This window comes from Marinobacter sp. C7 (genome assembly GCF_022343555.1).
In the GTDB taxonomy this organism is placed as follows: domain Bacteria; phylum Pseudomonadota; class Gammaproteobacteria; order Pseudomonadales; family Oleiphilaceae; genus Marinobacter.
The window spans coordinates 470,677-493,307 of record NZ_JAKQZH010000001.1 but is presented as its reverse complement, the minus strand read 5'-3'; the positions used below and the strand labels follow the sequence as shown (position 1 = coordinate 493,307).

The window sequence follows — 22,631 nt, the reverse complement described above, 5'->3', positions numbered from 1 at the left end:
GAGCTCAAGCATGCCCTCGGAACTGAGTACTGTTACCGGTTTCAACACCCTGCGCCAGATCGAGGCCAGCAAGATCTTTCAGGGCGCGGTTATCGCCATCATCATCCTGTCCGCCCTGACCATCGGCGCCAAGACCTACGACCTGCCGCCCCTGGTGGAACAAAGCCTGACCGTGATGGACAATGCCATCACCGTATTCTTCCTGGTGGAGATCCTGTTCCGGTTTGCCGCCTGCCCGGTCAAGCGCCGGTTCCTCCTGGATGGCTGGAACCTGTTCGATACGATCGTGGTGATCGGGAGCCTGATCCCGCTGGACAACTCCGAGGCAGTGTTGCTTGGCCGGTTGCTTCGGGTGTTCCGGGTCCTGCGCCTGGTCTCCGTGGTCCCGGAGCTTCGCTTCCTGATCAACTCCCTGCTCAAGGCCATCCCGCGCATGGGCTACATCGCCCTGCTCATGTTCATCATCTTCTACATCTACGCCGCCATGGGGGCCCTGTTCTTCGCGGAGGTGGACAAGGAGTTGTGGGGCGACGTCGCGATCGCCATGCTCACCCTGTTCCGGGTCGCGACGTTCGAGGACTGGACTGACGTGATGTACGCCACCATGGAGCAGTATCCCCTCAGCTGGCTGTACTATCTGACCTTTATCTTCCTGACCGCCTTCGTCTTCCTGAACATGATGATCGGCGCCATCCTCGAAGTCATGGGCGAGGAACAGAATGCCAAGCAGGCCCAGAAAGCCCATGATGAACGGGATGAGATCGCCAGGCAGCTCCAGTCGGTGCAGACACAGCTGCAGGAGCTTACCCGGCAGATCTCGGAGCGACGCTGATCAGCCAAACACCGGCTTGGTCATGGCCAGGTGGAAAATCACGCCGATCTGGACGAACGCCAGAATGGCCGCAAACACCCGGGCCGGAGTGCCCAGGGTGGTTTTCAGGGCAAACAGACCAGCGACGATATAGCCGATCAGCAGGAAGATCTTGGCCGTAAGCCAGCCGTGGACGAAGGGCATCCAGGGCGTCACGAACAGCAGGCTGATAGCGGCTACCAGCAGGATGGTGTCGTTGGCATGGGGAATCCAGCGCAGCGGAGTCTGACGCCAGCCCGGCCCTCCGACCGCATCCATCAACAGCCTGAGGGCAAACAGTACCACCGTGATATACGCTGTAGTCATGTGCAGGTGTTTCAAAACCAGGTAGGCGCTCATAGGGCTTCCTTTCTGAATCAATGTGATAGCAGCATTGTACGCAAAGATACCCGGTTGGGGGTATGGCCATTTCCGGAACCAGGATATAACATATAATACAAATATATGTATTATTGGAGGCCCGCCATGCAGGCAGTCCCGAGATCCGCCCACACAGATTCAGCAAGCGTCCGCCAGCTGTTCAGCTATCCGTTCCGCATCTTCTTTCTGTCCATGACCTTGCTGGCCCTGCTGGTGGTGCCGGTATGGGTCCTGCAGGTAACAGGCGTGATTAACCTACCCCTCGCCATGCCCGGTCTGCTCTGGCACCAACACGAAATGCTGTTCGGGTTCCTGAGTGCTGCCATCGCCGGCTTCTTGCTTACCGCCGTCTGTGTCTGGACCGGGACCGAACGGACCCACGGGGCCAGACTGGCGGCGCTCTGGGGCGTCTGGCTGGCAGGCCGGTTGCTGCTGGCATTCGGCGCCGGCCTTCCGGACTGGATGGCCCACACCGTCAACCTTGCCTTCCTGCCCCTGGTCATGCTCGATGCGGGCTGGCGTATCTGGCATGCCCGGCAAAAACGGCAACTGATGATTCTGGTGGTTCTGGGACTGCTCTGGCTTATGCAGGTCGGCTTTGTCCTCCGGCTCGACATGTCCTTCAGTTATGGCGCCCTGATCATGGCCATGGCACTGATCAGCATCATCGGCGGGCGCATCACGCCGGCCTTTTCCGGAGCCTGGTTACGCCAGCGTGGCCTCGACGCCTCCGGCATCCGGACGATCCCTGCTCTGGACATGGCCACCCTGGTTTCCATGATTGTCCTGATGGCCTCCCTGGTGGCGGGCTGGCGCACCATCAGCGGGCTGCTGGCCCTCGCTGCCGCAACCCTGGTGCTGGTCCGGCTGGCTGGCTGGAAAGGCTGGCTGGTACGAAAGGAGCCGCTGCTGTGGGTTCTCCACCTGTCCATTCTCTGGGTTCCGGTGGCGCTGGTCTTGCTCGGCGGAACCCTGCTGGCGGGATGGCCATCCAATGCCTGGAGCCATGCAGCCGGGACCGGCGCCGTCAGCTGCCTGATCCTGGGAGTGATTGCAAGGGTGTCACTGGGCCACACGGGTCGCCCGCTGGTCCTGCCCCGGGGCATGGTGCTGGCATTCATCGCCATTCACCTGGCCGCGGCGATCCGGGTGCTCACCGCCCTTGATGTCGTTCCCTGGCATCCGGGCATCGGCAGCAGCACACTGCTGTGGCTGCTGGCCTTCAGTCTGTTCCTGGTCCGTTATACACGAATACTGGCCTCACCAAGGCCGGATGGAAAGGAAGGGTAGGTTCGGCGCGAAGGAAACGGGCCAGCTGGCTGCCGCTCAGGCAGCCAGCTTTTCTTTTGCCAGTTCGGAAAACACCGCCCGGGCCTGCCGGAAGCGGTCAGCGGGAAAGTGAATGCTGATACCCTCGAGCGCGGCCATCAGCATTTCCAGATGGGCATCCCAGCCAGCACAGGCGATGGGCACCAGCTCGTCATTGGGCAGGGAAAGCGTCAGCTTGAGCCTTGTTGCCTCACCGGCCGGCCCGACCGGTTGCAGCGACCAGGTCAGCGGCCGCTCCGGGTCATCACCGGCGCTCCAGGAATAGGCCAGCAAGCGCGGCGGCTCACAGGCGCGAATGTGGCAGTCGATCGGGGTTCCGCTGTTGCCAAAGTCCAGCTGCACTTTGCCACCCGGGCGCAACTCGATGACACCCGGCGCCAGCCAGCGGGCCAGATGCACAGAGTTGGTCAGCATTTCCCAGACCCTGGCCGGGGAATGGCCGATCTCCCGCTCCAGTTGAATCTCGGCCCGATCGCCCTTCAACGCCAGGTCGCCCTCGATTGCCAGTTCTTCGATATTCATGGGAACCTCCACGGAGCACTGTCTGGTCACGAACGCGGATCCAGATCGGGGTCAGGCTAGCAAAGGCCCGTCCGGGGGTCTTTGATGACTGTCAATTGCCCCGAGGCACGGGCCTCAGCGCTCCAAATCCCGACAATCAACCGGCAATCATCCACTAAAGGTCAATAGCACGGGCCGGAATAGGCGCTAAAGTATGAGTAAATCATTTTGTAACTGAGACACTGGCACTATGAACCCGGATCATTTTGACAAAGAAGACCTGATCAAATGTGGCCACGGCGATCTGTTCCCCGGCAACATGCGTCTGCCCATCAACGAGATGCTGATGTTCGACCGTATCACGCACATCGCAGACGACGATGGCCTGTACGGCAAGGGCAGTATCGTGGCCGAGCTCGATATCAACCCGGACCTCTGGTTCTTCAAGGTGCACTTTGTTGATGACCCAGTCATGCCCGGCTGCCTGGGCCTTGACGCCCTGTGGCAGCTGGTGGGCTTCTTCCTGGCCTGGGGTGGCGGTGAAGGCAAGGGCCGTGCACTCGGTGCCGGTGAAGTCAAGTTTACTGGCCAGGTGCTGCCCACTGCCAAGAAGGTCACCTACCGCCTGGATCTCAAGCGCGTGATCCGGCGCAAGCTGACCATGGCGATTGCCGACGGCCGGATGGAAGTGGATGGTCGGGAAATCTATACCGCCAAGGACCTCCGGGTTGGCATGTTCACCTCGACCGATGATTTTTAGGAGTTAACAGCATGCGTCGCGTTGTAATCACCGGCATGGGGATTGTCTCCAGCCTGGGAACCAATCAGAAAGAAGTCGCCCAGTCCCTGCGGGACTCGAAGCCTGGTATCGGTTTCAGCCAGGAGGCGAAGGACAACGGCCTTCGCAGCCATGTGTGCGGCCAGATCGACCTGAACCTGCCCGAACTGATCGATCGCAAGCTCTGGCGATTCATGTGCCCGGCCTCCGGCTATACCTACCTGGCCATGCGCGAGGCGATCGAGCAGGCCGGACTGACCGACGAACACATCAAGGCGGACACCACCGGTGTCATCTTCGGTCAGGGCGGTGCCTCCACCGTGGAACTGATGGATTCCATCGACACCCATCGTGAGCGGGGCATCCGCCGGGTCGGACCCTATCGGGTGCCGCGCACCATGGGCAGCGCCATCAACGCCTCCATGGCCACCGGATTCGGCATCCGGGGCATCAACTACGGCATCACCTCTGCCTGCGCCACCAGTGCCCACGCCATCGGCCACGCTGCCGACCTGATTGCCCTGGGTCGCCAGGATGTGATGTTTGCCGGCGGCGGCGAGGACATCCACTGGACCCTGAGCCTGCTGTTTGACGCCATGGGTGCCCTGTCCACCAAGTACAACGACACCCCGGAACTGGCCTCCCGCACCTACGATGCCGACCGCGACGGTTTCGTCATCTCGGGTGGCGGCGGTGTCCTGGCGCTCGAAGCGCTGGAGCATGCTGAAGCCCGTGGCGCCAACATCCTGGCCGAACTGGTCGGTTTCGGTGCCACCTCCGACGGCGCCGACATGGTCGCGCCCAGCGGTGAAGGTGCGGTGCGCTGCATGAAGCAGGCGATGAAGAATCTGGATGGCGAGATCAGCTACGTGAACACCCACGGCACCAGCACGCCAGCCGGTGACATCACCGAACTCAAAGCCCTGAAGGAAACCTTCGGCGACAAGATTCCACCGCTGAGCTCCACCAAACCACTGTGCGGCCATGCTTTGGGCGCGGCGGGGGTACACGAAGCCATCTACAGCCTGATCATGCTGCGGGAAGGCTTCATCGCACCATCCGCCAACATCCAGAACCTGGACGAAGGCGCCGAGGGCTATCCGATTGTCCGAGAGCGCATGGACAACCAGAACCTGGACCTGGTGATGAGCAACAGCTTCGGCTTCGGTGGCACCAACGCCACCCTGATCTTCAAGAAAGTCTGAGGGAACGGTATTCAGCCGGGGAAGTGCCCATCCAGCGCTTGAACGCCCGGCTGAATGCACTCAACTCCGAGAACCCAAGCTGCTCGGCAATTTCCACCAGCGGCTTGGTCTTGTCCTGCATATAAGTAAGCGCCTGCTTACGACGTACCTCTTCCAGCAAGCTGGCAAAGGTCAGCCCTTCCCGCTTCAGCTTCTTGTGGAGCGTGTACCGGCTCATGTGCAACTGGGACGCCACAACCTCCACCCCGACCTTGCCCCGGGCAAGCTGAACGGTGATCAGTGAACTCACACGGGCACTCAGCGACGCCCGCGCAACCTCCGGCCTCAGAGGCTCTGATGCCATGAACGTTTCCTCCTGTGTTCTATCTGGCCCTATCTGCCAAGCCAATTAGCGTACACATGTTAGCCGAAAACAATCAATAAGACCTTTGAGCGAGATCAAAGCCAGTGGTCACGCTTTCCGGCAAACTGCGCGCCTTTGTGATGTCACAATGGCGGGACTGTACCCGCCCTACACCGAGAATACCCGGAGTTTTGCCATGACCACCCCGGAACTGCTTGCCCCGGCGGGCACCCCCGAACACCTTGAAACCGCCTTCGCCTATGGGGCCGACGCCGTCTACGCGGGCCAGCCCCGCTACTCTCTGAGAGTAAGAAACAACAGTTTCAAGGACGTTGCAGCCCTGGGCGCCGGCATCGACCGCGCCCACGAACTGGGAAAACAGTTCTACCTGGTCTCCAACATCGCGCCCCACAACAACAAAGTGCGCAGCTATCTCAGAGACCTGGAACCGGTAATCGACCTGGGGCCGGACGCCCTGATCATGTCCGACCCGGGCCTGATCATGCTGGTCCGGGAAAAATGGCCGGACCAACCCATCCACCTCTCGGTCCAGGCCAACGCAGTGAACTGGGCCACTGTGGAGTTCTGGCGCCGCCAGGGCATCAGCCGGGTCATCCTGTCCCGGGAACTGGCCCTGAATGAAATCCGCGAGATCCGCGAACAGGTTCCCGAGATGGAACTGGAAGTCTTTGTCCATGGCGCCCTGTGTATGGCCTACTCCGGCCGCTGCCTGCTCTCCGGCTACATGAACCACCGGGACGCCAACCAGGGCGCCTGCACCAACGCCTGCCGCTGGAACTACAAGGAAGTCCAGCACAGCCACGACCAGACCGGCGACCTGATCGCCACGTCCGCCGCCAGCGACGTGCAGGAAGTCGAACCCCGGGAAATCCTGCTGGAAGAGCCCAACCGCCCCGGCGGCTTCATCCCCGCCTACGAGGATGAACACCGCACCTACATCATGAACTCCAAGGACCTGCGTGCCGTCCAGCACGTGGCCGAACTGGTCAAAATGGGCGTTCACTCCCTGAAAATCGAAGGCCGCACCAAAAGCACCTACTACGTCGCCCGCACCACCCAGGTCTACCGCCGCGCGATCGACGACGCCGTCGCCGGCAAAGGCTTCGACATGGGCCTGATGGACGAACTCGAAGCCCTCTCCAACCGCGGCTACACCGAAGGCTTCCTCCGCCGCCACGTGCCCCAGGAATACCAGACCTACGAACAGGGCTCCTCCTTCCTGGGCACCCAGCAGGTGGTCGGCACCATTGCCGACGCGGACGACCAGTGGCTGACCATCGACGTGAAGAACAAATTTAGCCCCGGTGACGAGCTGGAGCTGATCACCCCGGCAGGAAACCTGCGGTTCAGCGCGGATAGCATGGAAAACCGGAATGGCGAGGCTATGGAACATGCCCCCGGAAGCGGTCACGTGGTCAAAATCCCCAAACCGGGCCAGCTCCCGGAATCGCTGGATCACAGCTACCTGACCCGAATCCTGCCCGCCAGCGAATAGCAATTAGTCGAAGCCTCCGGGCGAGCTTCCCTCCCAAAACCGTGCATTGCCAGGGATGGCAATGCCGAGCCCCCATGGACGGGTTCACGGCGTGTTTTGGGAGGGAAGCTCGCCCGGAGGCCACTCCCAAGTATTGCAGTCCTGCGGGTAAAACCTACCCCCCCGATTGCCGCTACCTTAGTGCCCCAAAGGCCGATTAAGGTATAATCCCTACACGCTCGATTTAATACCTGACTATTTTACTCTGGTATTGTATAATCGCTCGCCAGAAAGAACGGATTCCGCCCAACTCAACGACCCGGGCACCAGAAATCCGTCATCCAAAAACCGATTGCAGGGCGTACTCACGGAGTGAGCGACCGCTGCAACACCCGACTAGACTTAAGATATCCGCCCGCCGGCCCGACCAAAAGGCTGACGGAGACACCAAGGGCCAAGAGCCCGCGATGAGAGAATTACGGAGCGACGATCATGGCGACCACCGACAAAGAGGTGAACGAGCTGATCAAACGGGAATACGAACACGGCTTTGTGACCGAAATCGAAGCCGACACGTTCGAACCCGGACTGAACGAAGACATCATTGCCCGGCTTTCCGCCATCAAGAACGAGCCGGAGTGGATGCTGGAATGGCGCCTGAAAGCCTATCGTCGCTGGCTCGAGATGGAAGAGCCGGACTGGGCTCACGTCGGTTACCCGAAAATCGACTACAACTCGATTTCCTACTATTCCGCGCCCAAGCGCAAGGAAGACATGCCCCAGAGCCTGGACGAAGTCGATCCGGAGCTGCTGAAAACCTATGAAAAACTGGGCATTCCCCTGCACGAGCGCGAAAAGCTGGCCGGCGTCGCAGTCGACGCTGTGTTCGACTCCGTGTCCGTCGCCACCACGTTCAAAGAACCGCTGGCCAAGGCCGGCGTCATCTTCTGCTCCATTTCCGAAGCCATCCGGGACTACCCGGAACTGGTCCAGAAGTATCTGGGCACCGTGGTCCCCCACGGCGATAACTTCTTTGCCGGGCTGAATTCCGCGGTCTTCTCCGACGGCACCTTCGTGTATGTACCGAAGGGCGTGCGCTGCCCGATGGAGCTGTCCACCTACTTCCGCATCAACGCGGCCAACACCGGCCAGTTCGAGCGTACCCTGATCATTGCCGACGAAGGCAGCTATGTCAGCTACCTGGAAGGCTGCACCGCGCCGATGCGCGATGAAAACCAGCTGCACGCCGCTGTGGTCGAGCTGGTGGCCCTGGACGATGCCCAGATCAAGTACTCCACCGTGCAGAACTGGTACCCCGGTGACGAAGAAGGCAAAGGCGGCATCTACAACTTCGTGACCAAGCGCGGCGCATGCATCGGCAAGAACTCCAAGATCTCCTGGACCCAGGTCGAGACCGGTTCCGCCGTCACCTGGAAGTATCCGAGCTGTGTTCTCCGGGGCGAGAACAGCGTGGGCGAGTTCTACTCCGTAGCGCTGACCCACAACTACCAGCAGGCCGATACCGGTACCAAGATGATCCACCTGGGCAAGAATACCCGGAGCACCATCATTTCCAAGGGCATCTCTGCCGGCAAGAGCTCCAACGCCTACCGGGGCCTGGTGAAATTTGGCCCGGGCGCGGAAGGTGCGCGCAACTTTACCCAGTGTGACTCGCTGCTGATCGGCGACCGCTGCGGTGCCCACACCTTCCCGTACATCGAGAGCAAGAACAAATCCGCCATCGTCGAGCACGAGGCCACCACCTCCAAGGTCAGTGACGAGCAGATGTTCCTCTGCCGCCAGCGCGGTATCGATCCGGAACAGGCCGTCTCCATGATCGTGAACGGCTTCTGCAAGGAAGTGTTCAAGGAACTGCCGATGGAATTTGCCGTAGAAGCCGGCAAGCTGCTGGAAGTGAGCCTCGAAGGCTCCGTTGGGTAATCCGGCCCGGCTTCACTGGAAACGCATTCATACAGATTCAGAGATAGAGAGAAGCGAACAAATGCTCAGCATCAAGAACCTGCACGCATCCGTTGAGGGCAAAGAGATCCTCAAGGGCATCAACCTGGAAATCAAGGCCGGGGAAGTTCACGCTATCATGGGTCCGAACGGTTCGGGCAAGAGCACCCTGTCCCAGGTGCTGGCAGGCAACGAAGCATTTGAAGTCACCGAGGGTGAAGTCACCCTCAACGGCGAGAACCTGCTGGACCTGGAAACCGAAGAGCGCGCTCGCGAGGGCATCTTCCTGGCGTTCCAGTACCCCGTGGAAATTCCCGGCGTCAGCAACCTGCAGTTCCTGCGCACCGCCGTCAACGCCATGCGCAAGCATCACGGCGAGGAAGAGATGAACGCCGCCGAGTTCATGAAGCTGGCGCGGGAAGTCTCAAAACAGGTGGATCTGGATCCTTCCTTCCTCAAGCGGGGGGTCAACGAAGGCTTCTCGGGTGGCGAGAAGAAGCGTAACGAGATCCTGCAGGCGCTGCTGCTGCAGCCAAAGCTGGCGATCCTGGACGAGACCGACTCCGGCCTCGACATCGACGCCCTGAAGGTGGTGTCTGATGGTGTGAACGCCCTGCGCTCCGAAGACCGCGCCATTTTGATGGTTACCCACTACCAGCGCCTGCTGAACCACATCGTGCCGGATTATGTCCATGTCCTGGCCGGTGGCAAGATCATCAAGTCCGGAGGCCGCGAACTGGCCCTGGAACTGGAAGAGAAAGGCTATGGCTGGCTCGGCATCAAGGATGAAGAAACCGCCGACAGTGCTGCCAACTAAGGAGGCCGCGGAATGAAACCAGCACCGACTCTTTCCACCGCGTTCCTCGAATCGGCCGGGCAGTCTTTGCCCAAGCCTCTGCTGGACCTGCGCAAGCAGCGCGGCACGGCTCTTGTCGACATGCCGCTGCCAACGCGGAAAACCGAGAACTGGAAATACTCCAGCAAGTACCTCAAGCTGACCGAGGACATGGCCAGCCCTCTGCCCTCGCAGGGCCAGGGTATGACCGGCCAGGATGTTCCGGGGTATCGGATCGTATTCCTGAACGGCGTTATTCAGCCGGAGGCCAGCGAGTTCCCGCAGGCTGCGGGTATCCAGGTAACCAGTTTCCGCGACCTCGATGATGAGGAAGCCGAAGCGCTGGCCGGTCAACTGGACAGCACCCTGGACGACAAGGCCGTGCAACTGGCCCGCCTGAACGCAGCACGTTTCGAGGACGGCCTGCTGATCCGCCTGAAGCCCGATGCCGTGCTCGATCAGCCCCTTTTCGTGATTCATGAAGTGACCGCCGACGCCAGCGGCTCCGCCTTCCCGCGCATCTTTGTCGACGCCGGCCGCCACAGCCAAGCAACCCTGGTGGAGGAATACCGCTCCAGTGGTTCCGAGCCGGTGATGGTCAACACCGTTGCCGAGTTCAACCTTGCCGACGGCGCCAACATCACCAACGTGCGCCTCACCATGGAAGGCGATAACGTCCAGCACATTGGCGCAACCGGTGTCCGCCAGCAGCGCAATGCCCGTTTCGAGAGCCACACCGTCGGCTTTGGCGGCCCGCTGCGTCGGCACGACCTGCAGGTCCGGCTTGAAGGTGAAGGCGGCGAGTGCAAGCTCAACGGGGTGGTCGTTACCCAGGGCAAGCAGCACTTCGACAACCACACCACCATCGAGCACGTGGCCGCCCACTGCAACAGCGAGGAAACCTACCGCAACATCGCGGCGGATCAATCCCACGCGGTGTTCAACGGCCGGATTCATATCCACCAGGACGCCCAGAATTCCAACGCGGATATGAACAACAAGAACCTGCTCCTGTCCAACGGTGCAGAGATCGACACCAAGCCGGAGCTCGAGATCTACGCGGACGATGTAAAGTGTGCCCACGGCGCCACCATTGGCCAGCTGGATGAGGTCTCACTGTTCTACCTGGTCTCCCGTGGCATCGCCCGGCGCGAGGCCAACGTGCTACTGACCATGGCCTTTATCAACGAACTGGTTGAACAGATCCCGCTGGAGACGGTGCGCGAAACCGCCCACACCCGGCTGAACCAGTTCTTTGACCAGACCTTCCAGGAGGTGTGACCGGTAATGACTGACCTGTCCGTGGCAAACAGCGCCAGCGCCGCCGCGTTCGACGTGGAAGCGGTGCGACGTGATTTCCCGATCCTGGCTCAGCAGGTGAACGGCAAGCCCCTCGTGTACCTGGACAATGGCGCCTCGGCCCAGAAGCCGGTGGCTGTGCTGGATGCCATGGACCGCTATTACCGGGAAATGCACTCCAATGTGCACCGGGGCGCCCACACCCTGGGTGACCGTGCGACCGCAGCCTTCGAAGGCGCGCGTGAGACCGTGCGCAACTTCCTGAATGCCGGAAGCACCCGGGAAATCATCTGGACTCGCGGCACCACCGAAGCGATCAATGTGGTGGCAAACGGCCTGGCCCCGCGCCTGAAAGCAGGCGACGAGATCCTGGTCAGCCACATGGAGCACCATGCCAACATTGTGCCCTGGCAGATGGTTGCCGAGCGCACTGGCGCCAAGGTAGTGCCGATCCAGGTCACACCCGAGGGTGAGCTGGACCTGGACTCTTTCAACAGTCTTCTGAATGACCGCACCCGGATCCTGGCCATCACCCAGGTATCGAACGTGTTGGGCACGGTTAACCCGGTGGCACCGCTCATCGAGCAGGCCAAGAAACGCGGTATTCTGACACTCGTCGATGGCGCGCAGGCGGTACCGCACTTCCAGCCGGACGTACAGGCACTGGGCTGCGATTTCTATGTATTCTCGTCCCACAAGCTGTTCGGCCCCACCGGCATCGGCGTGCTCTATGGCAAGGCCCAGCTGCTGGAGGAAATGCCTCCGTACCAGGGTGGCGGCGAAATGATCGAGCGGGTGTCGTTCGAGCGCACCACCTGGAACGTGCTGCCCTACAAGTTCGAAGCCGGCACCCCTGCGATTGCTGAGGCGGTGGGCCTCGGTGCCGCCATTGATTACCTGAACAGCCTGGACCGTGGCGCGATGGAAGCGGCCGAAAAGGCGTTGCTGGATCGGGCGAATCAGCTGGTGGAAACCGTACCGGGCATGGAGGTCATCGGCACCGCCGCCAACAAGGTGCCGGTCATGTCCTTTAAAATTGCCGGCCTGCACCCCAGTGATATCGGTACGCTGCTGGATCAGCAGGGCATCGCCATCCGCACCGGCCATCACTGTGCCATGCCGCTGATGGATTTCTACGGAGTACCCGGTACAGCCCGGGCCTCCTTTGCGTTTTACAATACGCTGGACGAGGTGGACAAACTGTTCACCGGCCTGCAGAAGATCCAGCGCCTGTTTGCCTGATGGAGGTGGAATCATGACAGCCGAAGTCTTCACCCCAAGTGACGTAACCGTGACCATGACCCCGAGTGCGGTCAAACACGTACGCAAGCAACTCGACAAGAAGCCGGAGGCCAAGGGCATCCGCCTGGCCATCAAGAAAAGTGGCTGCTCCGGCTTCAAGTACGAGACCCAGTGGGTGGACGAAGCCGCAACCGATGACCGTGTGTTTCACATCGACGGCGTGGACGTGTTCGTGAAAGAGGAACACCTGCCGATGGTGAACGGCATCGAGATCGATTTTGTCACCGAAGGCGTGAACTCGCTCTTCAAGTTCCGCAACCCGAATGCCACGGCAGAGTGCGGGTGTGGGGAGAGTTTTACTGTCGCCTGAGGGGTGGTGAAGATGGGGTCAGAGGTGAAGACGGGGTCAGAAGAAAGCTTTCTTCTGACCCCAGCTTTAGCCCGAAAGCCCCGGGGACAATTTGAAAATGGGGTCAGATGAAGGCTTTCATCTGCCCCCGACCTAAACAAACCAAAGCACAGTACGAGACCAGGCATGCAAGAACGGGAAGTGGTCCTGACAAAACGCGAGGTAGAGGCACGCCTCGTTCCCGCCGGAACCGAAATCATGATTCCGGCGGACACCTTCGTGACCATCACTCAGTCCCTCGGCGGCACCTTCACGGTAGCCGTCAACGGCAACCTGGCGCGGATCGAAGGCCACGACGCCGATGCCCTGGGCAAGCAACCGCTGGAAAGCAGCTTCGAGACCCCGGAGGACGGCACCGTCAACGAGAACCAGGTCTGGGAAGCGCTGCGCAACTGCTACGACCCGGAAATCCCGGTGAACGTGGTGGACCTCGGACTGATCTACGAGTGCAAGATCGAGAACGACACCGAGGAAGGCAACCACGTCTACATCAAGATGACCCTCACCGCCGCCGGTTGCGGCATGGGCCCTGTCATCTGTGACGACGTCAAGCGCAAGGTGGAGCATGTTCCCAACGTGGACAAGGTGACCGTGGAGCTCACTTTCGATCCGCCCTGGAACAACGACATGCTGACTGACGAGGCCAAACTTGAACTCGGCATGCTGTGAAGTTTGAAAATGGGGTCAGAAGAAGGCTTTCTTCTGACCCCGACTTCATCCTCCGGCCCTGAACCGCTAACATGGGGTCAGATGAACGCTTTCATCTGACCCCGATTTTACGACCTGACCCCGGGGTCCTTGGCCCCGGGGTCAGAAGAAAGCCTTCTTCTGACCCCACTTTCATGCAGACAGCAGCAAAAACATGACAGCCACCAAAGAAGACTTCCTGAACAACCCTCTCGGAACCAGGACCACCCTGGAGGACGTCCTGGACGCCTTCGAATTCCTGGACGACTGGGAAGAGCGCTACGCCTACATTATCGACCTGGGCAAGCAGCTACCATCCTTCCCGGACGACGCCCGTACCGAGGAAAACTACGTGCACGGCTGCCAGAGCCAGGTATGGCTGATCCACCACTACGATGAAGCCAGCGGCAAGCTGTACCTTCTGATCGATTCCGACGCCATGATCGTGCGCGGCCTCGCGGCAATCATCCTGGTGGCCCTGAACGGCAAGAGCCCCCGGGAGCTGCTAACCACCGACATCGACGAGCTGTTCGAACAGCTCGACCTGTTCCGCCACATCTCCCCCACCCGTGGCAACGGCCTGCGGGCCATGGTGGGCAAGATCCGGGACCTGGCCGCGGCCGAAGCGGCTGAATCCTGAGCCCGAACGTGAACCTGGGGTCAGATGAAAGCCTTCATCTGACCCCGTCTTGGGCGACACTCCGAGGCAGGATCGAACCCCGGGGTCAGAAGAAAGCGTTCTTCTGACCCCATCTTCACGACCCACACCCCAACCTTACACTTCGAAAACAATCCGTTACCACTTCTGTCATGTTCCCTTAAGGCGTCTGTTCTAACCTGTTTGCCCGGTAATTCGCATTCCAAACAACGCAAGACAGGTATCCGAATGAGCAGTAACCGTCTGACCAGACTCTCCGTTGCCATCGGCCTCTCCCTGGCCGCCAGCGCAGCCTTTGCCAGCCCCCAGCAGTTCATGTCCGCACGTTCGTTCGCCATGGGCGGCACCGGCGTGGCGATCGCGCATCCGGCCGATGCGGCCATGACCAACCCCGCGATGATGGCAGCAGACCACCACGACTGGTCTGACGATTTCGGGCTGATGCTGCCCTCGGTCAACGCCCGCGCGGCGGATGAAGAGGAGACGGTGGACCAGATCGACGATATTCAGGATGTGATCGAGCAATTCGATCGACTGGTCACCGAGTTCGAGAACACCTCCAATCGACAGAATGCGGAAAACCTCGCTGCCAGCGCCGCGGATCTCAGGGATCGACTGGTGGCGTTTGACGAGGACACCGTCCGCGTCAACGCCGGCGTCGGGCTTGGTCTTGCGGTGCCGAGTGAAGACCTTTCGGTGGGCGTTTTCACCAATGCCAACCTGACCGCGACGGTGCGCGGGGAACTGTCAGAGAATGACCGCACCCTGCTGGACAATATCGTGACCGCCGCTGCCTCCGGCTCACCCTCCAACGTCCAGGCCATCATCGATGGCGCCGCGGTCGACGACCAGGGTGATATCCGGTTTGACTCAAGGGGGCGCATCCTTGCCTCGGCCGTAGGGGAAGTCGGCCTTGCCTTCGCCCGGGCGTTCGAACTGCCAAGTGGCAACCAGTTCCAGCTGGGCATCTCGCCAAAGTATGTGGAGCTGAGGACGTTCCAGTACACCGAATCGGTTTCCGGTTTTGAGGATAACGAGTTTGACGGCGACCAGTACCGGACTGACAAGAGCGGATTCAATGTGGACCTTGGCGCCGCTTACGCCTTCGGCGACGAGCAACAGTGGAATGCCGGCCTGGCCATAAAAAACCTGATCCCCATGGAGCTGGATTCCGCCGCCAGCCGGCCGGAACTCGGTGAGCAGGTCCGTACCCTGGAACTCAACCCCATGGTAACCGCGGGCATCGCCCACAAGAGCCAGTACCACGTGATCACCGCCGAACTGGATCTCACCAAAAAAGAAGCTTTCGGCTTTGAGGATGACACCCAATGGCTCGCCCTCGGCGCCGAATTTGATGCCGGCCGCTATGCCCAGCTGCGCCTTGGCGTGCGGCACAACCTGGCCAGTAACGACAGCAGCGATGGTATCGAGGAAGATACCCAGTTTACTGCCGGTTTCGGCCTGAACGTTTTGGGAGCTCGCCTGGATCTGGGGGCGCTGTACAGCGATGCAGACGTCGGTGCCGCTATCGAGATTGGCAGCGCGTTCTGACGTAAACCTGGGGGCTGATGAAACCCTTCATCTGACCCCGTCTTGGACGACAATCTCCGTGCATGGCTTAAGCTGGGGTCAGAAGAAGGTTTTCTTCAGACCCCTGAGTCAGCCGCCACCCCCGGCGTCGGACCGGGGTCTGATGAACGCTTTCATCTGACCCCACTTTCACCGTGATCCCCCTTCCCATTTGCTTCCCCCCGACCCACACCGGATAATCCCCCCAAACACCCCAACTACCAACCAAAGGCCTATCCATGCAAACCTACCTGGTCGGCGGCGCAGTCCGTGATGAACTGCTCGGCATTGATGTAAAAGACCGTGACTGGGTGGTCGTCGGCGCCACCCCCGACGAAATGCTGGCCAGGGGTTTCAAACAGGTGGGCGCGGATTTCCCGGTTTTCCTGCACCCCCGGACCCGGGAGGAGTACGCGCTGGCCCGCACCGAACGCAAGCAGGGCCGCGGTTACCATGGCTTCAGCGTCTACAGCGCACCCGATGTCACCCTTGAAGAGGACCTGAAACGCCGGGACCTGACCATCAACGCCATGGCACAGAATGAACACGGCGAACTGGTGGACCCCTTCCACGGTCTTGAGGACCTCCGCGCCCGGCAGCTGCGACATGTATCCCCGGCCTTTGCCGAGGATCCTCTCAGGATATTGCGCACGGCGCGATTCGCAGCCCGCTTCCAGCCCATGGGATTCAGTGTGGCCACCGACACTATGGCGCTGATGCAGCAGATGGTCGCCCAAGGCGAGGTGGATCACCTGGTACCGGAGCGTGTCTGGCAGGAAGTCCAGAGAGCCCTCCACGAGCAGGAACCGGGTACCTTTTTCGAAGTGCTGCGGGACTGCGGCGCACTGCCAGTGTTGATACCGGAACTGGCAGACTCCGACATCCTGGCCGAGGCACTGTCTGCACTTCGCGCCGTGGCACAGCTGGACTCGCGCACCGAACAGCGGTTTGCGGCTCTACTGCTGCCACTGTCACCAGAGCAGGCAGTAACCCGCGCAGAAGCCATGAAGGCCCCCAACGATTGCCGGGATATGGCCAGGCTGGCCTGCCATTTCAAATCCGCGCTGGCTGATTTATCCTCAACCCAACACGCATGTGCTTCGGCGCTACTCGAATTGCTCGATTATGCCGACCTCTGGCGCCGTGAGGCGCGTTTTGAGGCCCTGTTACAGGTACTGGAGTGTGCCTTACCTGAAGACCTCAGGGCCCGGGTAAAGGCGCTTCAGATTGCGGCCCGGGCGGCCGGCGGCGTGAACCCCGGGGAGCTCCTGGACCGGGGATTCAAGGGCAAAGCCCTGGGCGAAGCAATCCGGCTCGAGCGTCTGAAGCGTATAGAACGGGCATTACCCGAATCCAACCGTTGAGGACAGACATGACTGATAGCGCTCCCGTTGCACTGGTTACCGGATCAGCCCATCGCCTGGGAGCCCGTACCGCCGAAATGCTGCACGACCGCGGCTGGAACCTGGTGGTTCACTACCGCACCCGGAAAGCCCAGGCCACCGGGCTGGTCGAGCGTCTCGACGAGGCACGCCCCGGCTCGGCGATCTGTCTGCAGGGCGACCTGACCCGGATGGACGATGTCCATCGGCTCGGCAAAGAAGCCCTCGCCCATTGGGGCCGCCTCGACGGTCTGGTAAACAACGCCTCGGTGTTCTACCCCACTCCCAATGGCGAAGCCATGTATGAGGACTGGGACCGGATCATGAACACCAACCTGCGGGCCCCCTTCTTCCTGCTCCAGACCTGCCTGACTGCGCTAAAAAACGCACGCGGAAGCGTCGTTAATCTCATCGATATCTACAGTGAAAAACCCCTGAGCAACCACCCGCTGTACTGCGCGAGCAAGGCCGGCCTGGCCGCCCTGACCCGCTCCTGGGCCAAGGATCTGGCACCGGATGTACGCGTAAACGGGGTGTCTCCGGGTGCCATTCTCTGGCCGGAGAACGACGGCGCGATCGACCAGAGCTACCAGAAAGCCATTGTCGAGAAGACCCCGCTGGCCACCACCGGTAACCCCGACGACATCGCCAGCATGGTGATCTTCCTGATGTGCGATGCCCCATTCGTGACCGGGCAGATCATCTCCGTGGACGGCGGCCGAAGCCTGAACATGTAATCTCGGGCGGAGCGGCTGCAGAGGCCGGGACTTTGGCCAGTCACGGCTTTCCGGATACAATGCCCGCAGTTTTCCATCCCAGAGCGCGGGACCATCAACCCGCGCCAGCAAATACCGGAGAGATTCCATGCGTGATGTCGTCATTGTTGCCGCCAAGCGGACCGCCGTCGGAAGTTTTGGTGGAGGCCTGTCCAGCCTGAGCGCTGACCAGCTCGGCTCTGCCGTGCTCAAGGCCCTGCTCGAGGAAACCGGTGTCGCCGGGGACCAGATCAACGAGGTAGTACTGGGGCAGGTCCTGACTGCCGGCTGCGGCCAGAACCCGGCCCGCCAGGCGTCAATCAACGCGGGCATCCCGGCCTCGGTACCAGCGATGACGATCAATAAGGTCTGCGGCTCCGGACTCAAGGCCGTGCACATGGCGGTCCAGGCGATTCGCTGCGGCGACGCCGAGCTGATGATCGCCGGTGGCCAGGAAAGCATGAGCCAGGCACCCCACGTACTGCCCAACAGCCGCAATGGCCAGCGCATGGGTAACTGGACGATGATCGATACCATGGTCAACGACGGCCTGTGGGACGCCTTCAACGACTACCACATGGGCACCACTGCCGAGAACATCGTCGAGAAATACGGAATCAGCCGCGAGGAACAGGATGCCTTCGCAGCAGCCTCCCAGCAGAAAGCCGTGGCCGCCCAGAAGGCCGGCCACTTCGACGGCCAGATCGTGCCGGTCACCATCCCGCAGCGCAAGGGCGACCCACTGGTAGTGGACAAAGACGAATGCCCCCGCGACGGCGTGACTGCTGAAAGCCTGGCCAAGCTCCGGCCGGCCTTCAAGAAGGATGGCACTGTCAGCGCCGGCAATGCCTCCTCCCTGAACGACGGTGCCGCCGCCGTCATGGTCTGCAGCGCCGAGAAAGCAAAGGAACTGGGCCTGACCCCGATCGCCACCATCAAGGCCCACGCCAATGCCGGCGTGGATCCGACCATCATGGGTACCGGCCCCATCCCTGCCAGCCAGCGTTGCCTGAAACTGGCCGGCTGGAGCGTGGATGACCTGGACCTGGTGGAAGCCAACGAAGCCTTCGCCGCCCAGGCGATTTCTGTCAACCGGGACCTGGGCTGGGATACCAACAAGGTGAACGTCAATGGCGGCGCCATTGCCATCGGCCACCCCATCGGCGCTTCCGGTTGCCGCATCCTGGTTTCCCTGCTGCATGAGATGGTTCGCCGTGACGTCCACAAGGGCCTCGCGACCTTGTGCATCGGCGGTGGCATGGGCGTTGCGCTGGCAGTGGAACGCTGAGCCTGATGTTCCATGTGGTGCTCTACGAGCCGGAGATCCCGCCCAACACCGGTAATATCATCCGGCTCTGCGCCAACACCGGCTGCCAGCTGCATCTGATCGAGCCCCTGGGATTCACCCTGGAGGACAAACAGATGCGGCGCGCCGGGCTCGATTACAGTGAGTACGCCAGCGTCAAGGTGCATGCCAGCTACCAGGCGTTCCTGGACACCGAGAAACCTTCACGGCTGTTCGGGCTGACCACCAAGGGGAATTGCTTCTACCACGAGGCCAGTTTTCAGGATGGGGATTACCTGATGTTTGGTCCGGAAACCCGGGGGCTGCCGGTGGAAATCCGGGAAAGCCTGCCGGAAGACCAGCGGATCAGGGTGCCGATGCGACCGGAGAGCCGGAGCCTCAATCTGTCGAACACGGCGGCGCTGGTGGTGTATGAAGCCTGGCGGCAGCTGGGTTTCGATGGCGGGGTTTGACAGAGATGAAGATGGGGTCAGAAGAAAGCGTTCTTCTGACCCCGGGGTTCGGCGTGAAGCCTGAGACCAATCGTAATCCAGGGGTCAGAAGAAAGCTTTCTTCTGACCCCAATTTGACCGTGCCACGGGGTCTGATGAACACGTTCATCTGACCCCATTTTCATTGATCCCGCTCAGTGAGCCTGCTGCTCACCACTCGCTTCACCCGCACCCTCTTCCTGCTTGCGCTTCAGCGCCTGGGCATAGATGGCGTCAAAGTTGACCGGTGCCAGCATCAGTGCCGGGAAAGAGCCCTTGGCAACGACGTTATCGATGGCCTCGCGGGCATACGGGAACAGGATGGTCGGGCAGTAGGCACCGAGCATCTGGCCCAGCTGCGCGCCTTCGATACCCTGCACGAGGAACACACCAGCCTGCTGGATTTCCACGATATAGGCGACTTTCTCACCGATCTTGGTGGTGACGGTCAGGGACAGAACCACTTCGTACTGGTTGTCGCTCACCTTGTTGTGGGAAGTATTCAGATCCAGGTTGACCTGGGGCTTCCACTGCTCCTGGAAGACCAGAGGCGCATTCGGCGACTCAAAAGACAGGTCCTTCACATAGATACGCTGAAGGGCAAACTGGGGTTGGTTCTGGTTTTCATTGCCTGCGGCTTGCTGATTCTCAGCCATGTTCGGTCCTTTGTGCTCTTGGCGGGCTTTGGCGCCCGGTTATTGTCTTGTTTCAAAGATGGGGCCAGGTGAAGGCCTTCATCTGACCCCCGGAGTCTGAAAACGGGGTCAGAAGAAAGCTTTCTTCTGACCCTTCTTTGATTCATGCCGGTCCCGGCGTGTGTCAAACAGTGCGGCAGATCGGGCCCGAGATCAAGGCCTGAGGCCCCGTTACTTTTTCACCAGCGGCAGATTGCTGGCCTTCCAGTCACTGATACCGCCGTTGAGGCGAACCACGTTACTGAAGCCCTCGGCGTTGAGCTGCTTGACGGCCATGGCGGAGTGCTGGCCCATCTTGTCGGCCACAATGATCTGCTTGTCCTTGAACTTGTTGAGCTCGGAGGCACGGCTCTTGAGGCTGTTCAGGGGAATGTTGACGGAACCGGTAATCCGGCCCTCGCCGAATTCCTTGCGGTCACGGATGTCCACCACCACCGCCTCGTCCTTGTTAATCAATGTGACGGCCGTCTGGGCGGACACCTTCGCGCCGCCGCGGCGGGATTCGAGGAACAGAATCGCTACCAGGAAGGCAACAAACAACGACACCAGAATGTAGTGATTGACAACGAATTCGAACAAGCGATCCATGGAAATACCCTGAAAATTTGTTTGGCGGGATTATACACATCCAGCCTGCTGCAAAGAAGGCAGAGGGAGGGGGCAGAAGAACGCTTTCTTCAGCCCCCGGGTTAACCGGCGCAGCGTCCAGCGCGGGGTCAAAGCAGGGGTCAGAAGAAAGCATTCTTCTGACCCCAATTTAGCGGGCCGGGCATGGAGTCTGGTTTGGGGTCAGATGAACGCTTTCATCTGACCCCATTTTCACCCACTGGCAATCCAGCCTCCATGGCCTGCGCGAATGAAAACGGTTACAATCTGACCTTCTCTTTTATCAAGTTTTCCAACCAACCGGATGAAGTGATGACCGCGACGCGCAAGCCGACTGCACTGATTATCCTGGACGGCTGGGGTTACCGTGACCCGGCCGAAGACAATGCCATCAGCAATGCCAACACCCCCTTCTGGGATCAGCTCTGGGCCGAACAGCCCAAGACCCTGATCAACACATCGGGCATGTTCGTCGGGCTGCCGCAAGGCCAGATGGGCAATTCCGAGGTAGGCCACATGAACCTCGGGGCCGGTCGCGTGGTTTACCAGAGCCTCACCCGGATCGACAAGGATCTCGAAGAGGGCACCTTCCAGAAGAACGAAGTGCTCTGCGCAGCCATCGACAAGGCGGTAAGCAGTGGTCGCGCGGTCCACCTGATGGGATTGATGTCCCCGGGCGGGGTGCACAGCCACGAGGACCACATCCTTGCCGCTGCCGAGCTGGCCGCCAGCCGCGGCGCCAAGGAAGTATACATCCATGCCTTCCTGGATGGCCGTGACATGCCGCCACAGAGCGCGAAACCGTCGCTGGAAAAAGCTTCTGCCAAGCTCCGGGCACTGGGCGTCGGCCGCGTGGCGACCATCGTCGGGCGTTATTTCGCCATGGATCGGGATAACCGCTGGGAACGCATCGAGGCCGCCTACAACGCGATGACGCTGGGCGAAGCCGACTTCACGGCAAGCGATCCGGTTACGGCACTGACCCAGGCCTACGAGCGCGGCGAGAACGACGAGTTCGTCAAGCCGACGCACATCCAGGCGCCGGGCGAACCGGACGGCACCATCAACGATGGTGACACCGTTCTGTTCATGAACTTCCGGGCCGACCGGGCCCGGGAAATGACCCGTGCTTTTGTGGAAAAAGATCTGGAAGGCTTTGAACGTCGCAAGCATCCCGAGCTGGCCGACTTCGTCATGCTCACCGAGTATGCCGCAGACATCAAGACTTCCTGCGCCTATCCGCCCGAGCAGCTCACCAATGGTCTGGGCGAATACATGGCCAACCAGGGCAAGACCCAGCTTCGCATTGCCGAAACCGAGAAATACGCCCACGTGACCTTCTTCTTCAACGGTGGGCTGGAAACCCCGTTTGAGGGTGAAGACCGGATCCTGGTGCCATCCCCCAAAGTCGCCACCTACGACCTGCAGCCGGAAATGAGCGCACCGGAGGTCACTGACAAGCTGGTTGAGGCCATCAAGAGCGGCAAATACGACCTCGTCGTATGCAACTACGCCAACGGTGACATGGTCGGCCACACCGGCAAGCTGGACGCAGCCATCAAGGCCGCCGAGTGTCTGGACCAATGCGTCAAGCGGGTGGTAGAGGCGCTCGACGAAATTGGCGGCGAAGCTTTGATTACCGCCGATCACGGTAACTGCGAGCAGATGACCGACCCGAACTCCGGCCAGGTCCATACCGCGCACACCATTGGACCGGTCCCGCTGGTCTACACCGGCCACCGCAAGGTCCACCTCAAGGACGATGGCAGCCTCAGCGATGTGGCTCCGTCCCTGCTGACCCTCATGGGTCTGGAGCAGCCCGCGGAAATGACCGGGCACAGCCTGGTCGAGCTGGACTGATCCCGGCTAGCCTTGGC

General features: G+C 60.7%; 23 protein-coding genes. 18 read left to right on the top strand and 5 right to left on the bottom strand.

From position 1 onward, the window contains the following. Positions 1-10: 10 nt before the first annotated feature. A complete protein-coding gene (locus MD273_RS02235; protein WP_239036136.1) occupies positions 11-832 on the top strand; it encodes an ion transporter in 822 nt (273 codons plus the stop codon). On the opposite strand, the gene MD273_RS02230 is transcribed toward MD273_RS02235, so the two are convergent. After that, positions 833-1,210: a SirB2 family protein gene (locus tag MD273_RS02230; RefSeq protein WP_239036135.1), complete on the bottom strand. Its 378-nt coding sequence runs from the start codon at positions 1,208-1,210 to the stop codon at positions 833-835. A 126-nt stretch (positions 1,211-1,336) separates the two neighbouring features. Here MD273_RS02230 and MD273_RS02225 point away from each other — a divergent pair, with 126 nt between their 5' ends. Further along, positions 1,337-2,521, top strand: a complete 1,185-nt coding sequence (locus MD273_RS02225) for an NnrS family protein (RefSeq protein WP_239036134.1) — start codon at positions 1,337-1,339, stop codon at positions 2,519-2,521. A gap of 36 nt (positions 2,522-2,557) precedes the next feature. On the opposite strand, the gene MD273_RS02220 is transcribed toward MD273_RS02225, so the two are convergent. Next, positions 2,558-3,082 carry an SRPBCC family protein gene (locus tag MD273_RS02220; protein WP_239036133.1) on the bottom strand — a complete coding sequence of 175 codons (525 nt, stop codon included), beginning with the start codon at positions 3,080-3,082 and terminating at the stop codon, positions 2,558-2,560. A gap of 229 nt (positions 3,083-3,311) precedes the next feature. Between MD273_RS02220 and fabA the strand changes: the two genes are divergently transcribed. Further along, a complete protein-coding gene (gene fabA / locus MD273_RS02215) occupies positions 3,312-3,821 on the top strand; it encodes a bifunctional 3-hydroxydecanoyl-ACP dehydratase/trans-2-decenoyl-ACP isomerase (protein WP_239036132.1) in 510 nt (169 codons plus the stop codon). 11 nt (positions 3,822-3,832) lie between these two features. Then, entirely contained in the window at positions 3,833-5,044 is a 1,212-nt protein-coding gene (fabB, locus tag MD273_RS02210) for a beta-ketoacyl-ACP synthase I (protein WP_239036131.1), read from the top strand. Here the strand turns inward: fabB and MD273_RS02205 are convergent. Continuing rightward, the gene (locus MD273_RS02205) at positions 5,031-5,387 is read right to left on the bottom strand and encodes a helix-turn-helix transcriptional regulator (protein WP_092006579.1); all 357 of its coding nucleotides are present in this window, start codon (positions 5,385-5,387) and stop codon (positions 5,031-5,033) included. The two genes, fabB and MD273_RS02205, sit on opposite strands and share 14 nt — an antisense overlap. Positions 5,388-5,583: 196 nt before the next feature. Between MD273_RS02205 and trhP the strand changes: the two genes are divergently transcribed. The 13 genes from trhP (at position 5,584) to trmL (ending at position 19,435) form a co-directional block, all read left to right on the top strand. Beyond that, entirely contained in the window at positions 5,584-6,903 is a 1,320-nt protein-coding gene (trhP, locus tag MD273_RS02200) for a prephenate-dependent tRNA uridine(34) hydroxylase TrhP (RefSeq protein WP_239037597.1), read from the top strand. Positions 6,904-7,374: 471 nt separating this feature from the next. Continuing rightward, entirely contained in the window at positions 7,375-8,823 is a 1,449-nt protein-coding gene (sufB, locus tag MD273_RS02195) for a Fe-S cluster assembly protein SufB (protein WP_239036130.1), read from the top strand. Between the two features lie 61 nt (positions 8,824-8,884). Further along, positions 8,885-9,658: a Fe-S cluster assembly ATPase SufC gene (gene sufC / locus MD273_RS02190; protein WP_239036129.1), complete on the top strand. Its 774-nt coding sequence runs from the start codon at positions 8,885-8,887 to the stop codon at positions 9,656-9,658. A gap of 12 nt (positions 9,659-9,670) precedes the next feature. After that, positions 9,671-10,957, top strand: a complete 1,287-nt coding sequence (sufD, locus tag MD273_RS02185; protein ID WP_239036128.1) for a Fe-S cluster assembly protein SufD — start codon at positions 9,671-9,673, stop codon at positions 10,955-10,957. A gap of 6 nt (positions 10,958-10,963) precedes the next feature. After that, positions 10,964-12,217: an aminotransferase class V-fold PLP-dependent enzyme gene (locus MD273_RS02180; RefSeq protein ID WP_239036127.1), complete on the top strand. Its 1,254-nt coding sequence runs from the start codon at positions 10,964-10,966 to the stop codon at positions 12,215-12,217. Positions 12,218-12,230: 13 nt separating this feature from the next. Continuing rightward, positions 12,231-12,587 (top strand): HesB/IscA family protein, encoded by a 357-nt coding sequence (locus tag MD273_RS02175; RefSeq protein ID WP_239036126.1) that lies wholly within the window; start codon positions 12,231-12,233, stop codon positions 12,585-12,587. 165 nt (positions 12,588-12,752) lie between these two features. Then, positions 12,753-13,295: a putative Fe-S cluster assembly protein SufT gene (gene sufT / locus MD273_RS02170; RefSeq protein ID WP_239036125.1), complete on the top strand. Its 543-nt coding sequence runs from the start codon at positions 12,753-12,755 to the stop codon at positions 13,293-13,295. A 193-nt stretch (positions 13,296-13,488) separates the two neighbouring features. Then, complete coding sequence (locus tag MD273_RS02165; RefSeq protein ID WP_239036124.1) at positions 13,489-13,953, top strand: SufE family protein; 465 nt, start codon at positions 13,489-13,491, stop codon at positions 13,951-13,953. Positions 13,954-14,199: 246 nt separating this feature from the next. Further along, entirely contained in the window at positions 14,200-15,522 is a 1,323-nt protein-coding gene (gene traF, locus MD273_RS02160; RefSeq protein WP_239036123.1) for a conjugal transfer protein TraF, read from the top strand. A gap of 257 nt (positions 15,523-15,779) precedes the next feature. Then, positions 15,780-16,904, top strand: coding sequence for a tRNA nucleotidyltransferase/poly(A) polymerase-related protein (locus MD273_RS02155; protein WP_239036122.1), 1,125 nt, complete (start codon positions 15,780-15,782; stop codon positions 16,902-16,904). 8 nt (positions 16,905-16,912) lie between these two features. Then, positions 16,913-17,659, top strand: coding sequence for a pteridine reductase (locus tag MD273_RS02150; protein WP_239036121.1), 747 nt, complete (start codon positions 16,913-16,915; stop codon positions 17,657-17,659). A gap of 127 nt (positions 17,660-17,786) precedes the next feature. Beyond that, positions 17,787-18,965, top strand: coding sequence for an acetyl-CoA C-acetyltransferase (locus tag MD273_RS02145; RefSeq protein WP_239036120.1), 1,179 nt, complete (start codon positions 17,787-17,789; stop codon positions 18,963-18,965). A 5-nt stretch (positions 18,966-18,970) separates the two neighbouring features. Continuing rightward, the gene (gene trmL / locus MD273_RS02140) at positions 18,971-19,435 is read left to right on the top strand and encodes a tRNA (uridine(34)/cytosine(34)/5-carboxymethylaminomethyluridine(34)-2'-O)-methyltransferase TrmL (protein ID WP_239036119.1); all 465 of its coding nucleotides are present in this window, start codon (positions 18,971-18,973) and stop codon (positions 19,433-19,435) included. A 173-nt stretch (positions 19,436-19,608) separates the two neighbouring features. On the opposite strand, the gene secB is transcribed toward trmL, so the two are convergent. Beyond that, positions 19,609-20,109 (bottom strand): protein-export chaperone SecB, encoded by a 501-nt coding sequence (gene secB / locus MD273_RS02135; RefSeq protein ID WP_239036118.1) that lies wholly within the window; start codon positions 20,107-20,109, stop codon positions 19,609-19,611. A 210-nt stretch (positions 20,110-20,319) separates the two neighbouring features. Continuing rightward, a complete protein-coding gene (locus MD273_RS02130; protein ID WP_239036117.1) occupies positions 20,320-20,736 on the bottom strand; it encodes a rhodanese-like domain-containing protein in 417 nt (138 codons plus the stop codon). 330 nt (positions 20,737-21,066) lie between these two features. Between MD273_RS02130 and gpmI the strand changes: the two genes are divergently transcribed. Further along, positions 21,067-22,614 carry a 2,3-bisphosphoglycerate-independent phosphoglycerate mutase gene (gpmI, locus tag MD273_RS02125; RefSeq protein ID WP_239036116.1) on the top strand — a complete coding sequence of 516 codons (1,548 nt, stop codon included), beginning with the start codon at positions 21,067-21,069 and terminating at the stop codon, positions 22,612-22,614. Positions 22,615-22,631: the final 17 nt, after the last annotated feature.

Bases quoted from the DNA above. Each gene is read 5' to 3' on its own strand.
- MD273_RS02155 (WP_239036122.1), top strand. From the start codon at position 15,780: ATGCAAACCTACCTGGTCGGCGGCGCAGTCCGTGATGAACTGCTCGGC.
- MD273_RS02180 (WP_239036127.1), top strand. From the start codon at position 10,964: ATGACTGACCTGTCCGTGGCAAACAGCGCCAGCGCCGCCGCGTTCGAC.
- gpmI (WP_239036116.1), top strand. From the start codon at position 21,067: ATGACCGCGACGCGCAAGCCGACTGCACTGATTATCCTGGACGGCTGG.
- MD273_RS02225 (WP_239036134.1), top strand. From the start codon at position 1,337: ATGCAGGCAGTCCCGAGATCCGCCCACACAGATTCAGCAAGCGTCCGC.
- fabB (WP_239036131.1), top strand. From the start codon at position 3,833: ATGCGTCGCGTTGTAATCACCGGCATGGGGATTGTCTCCAGCCTGGGA.
- fabA (WP_239036132.1), top strand. From the start codon at position 3,312: ATGAACCCGGATCATTTTGACAAAGAAGACCTGATCAAATGTGGCCAC.
- trhP (WP_239037597.1), top strand. From the start codon at position 5,584: ATGACCACCCCGGAACTGCTTGCCCCGGCGGGCACCCCCGAACACCTT.
- sufT (WP_239036125.1), top strand. From the start codon at position 12,753: ATGCAAGAACGGGAAGTGGTCCTGACAAAACGCGAGGTAGAGGCACGC.
- MD273_RS02130 (WP_239036117.1), bottom strand. From the start codon at position 20,736: ATGGATCGCTTGTTCGAATTCGTTGTCAATCACTACATTCTGGTGTCG.
- sufD (WP_239036128.1), top strand. From the start codon at position 9,671: ATGAAACCAGCACCGACTCTTTCCACCGCGTTCCTCGAATCGGCCGGG.
- MD273_RS02150 (WP_239036121.1), top strand. From the start codon at position 16,913: ATGACTGATAGCGCTCCCGTTGCACTGGTTACCGGATCAGCCCATCGC.
- MD273_RS02230 (WP_239036135.1), bottom strand. From the start codon at position 1,210: ATGAGCGCCTACCTGGTTTTGAAACACCTGCACATGACTACAGCGTAT.
- MD273_RS02205 (WP_092006579.1), bottom strand. From the start codon at position 5,387: ATGGCATCAGAGCCTCTGAGGCCGGAGGTTGCGCGGGCGTCGCTGAGT.
- MD273_RS02175 (WP_239036126.1), top strand. From the start codon at position 12,231: ATGACAGCCGAAGTCTTCACCCCAAGTGACGTAACCGTGACCATGACC.
- sufB (WP_239036130.1), top strand. From the start codon at position 7,375: ATGGCGACCACCGACAAAGAGGTGAACGAGCTGATCAAACGGGAATAC.
- sufC (WP_239036129.1), top strand. From the start codon at position 8,885: ATGCTCAGCATCAAGAACCTGCACGCATCCGTTGAGGGCAAAGAGATC.
- MD273_RS02145 (WP_239036120.1), top strand. From the start codon at position 17,787: ATGCGTGATGTCGTCATTGTTGCCGCCAAGCGGACCGCCGTCGGAAGT.
- MD273_RS02220 (WP_239036133.1), bottom strand. From the start codon at position 3,082: ATGAATATCGAAGAACTGGCAATCGAGGGCGACCTGGCGTTGAAGGGC.
- trmL (WP_239036119.1), top strand. From the start codon at position 18,971: ATGTTCCATGTGGTGCTCTACGAGCCGGAGATCCCGCCCAACACCGGT.
- secB (WP_239036118.1), bottom strand. From the start codon at position 20,109: ATGGCTGAGAATCAGCAAGCCGCAGGCAATGAAAACCAGAACCAACCC.
- traF (WP_239036123.1), top strand. From the start codon at position 14,200: ATGAGCAGTAACCGTCTGACCAGACTCTCCGTTGCCATCGGCCTCTCC.
- MD273_RS02235 (WP_239036136.1), top strand. From the start codon at position 11: ATGCCCTCGGAACTGAGTACTGTTACCGGTTTCAACACCCTGCGCCAG.
- MD273_RS02165 (WP_239036124.1), top strand. From the start codon at position 13,489: ATGACAGCCACCAAAGAAGACTTCCTGAACAACCCTCTCGGAACCAGG.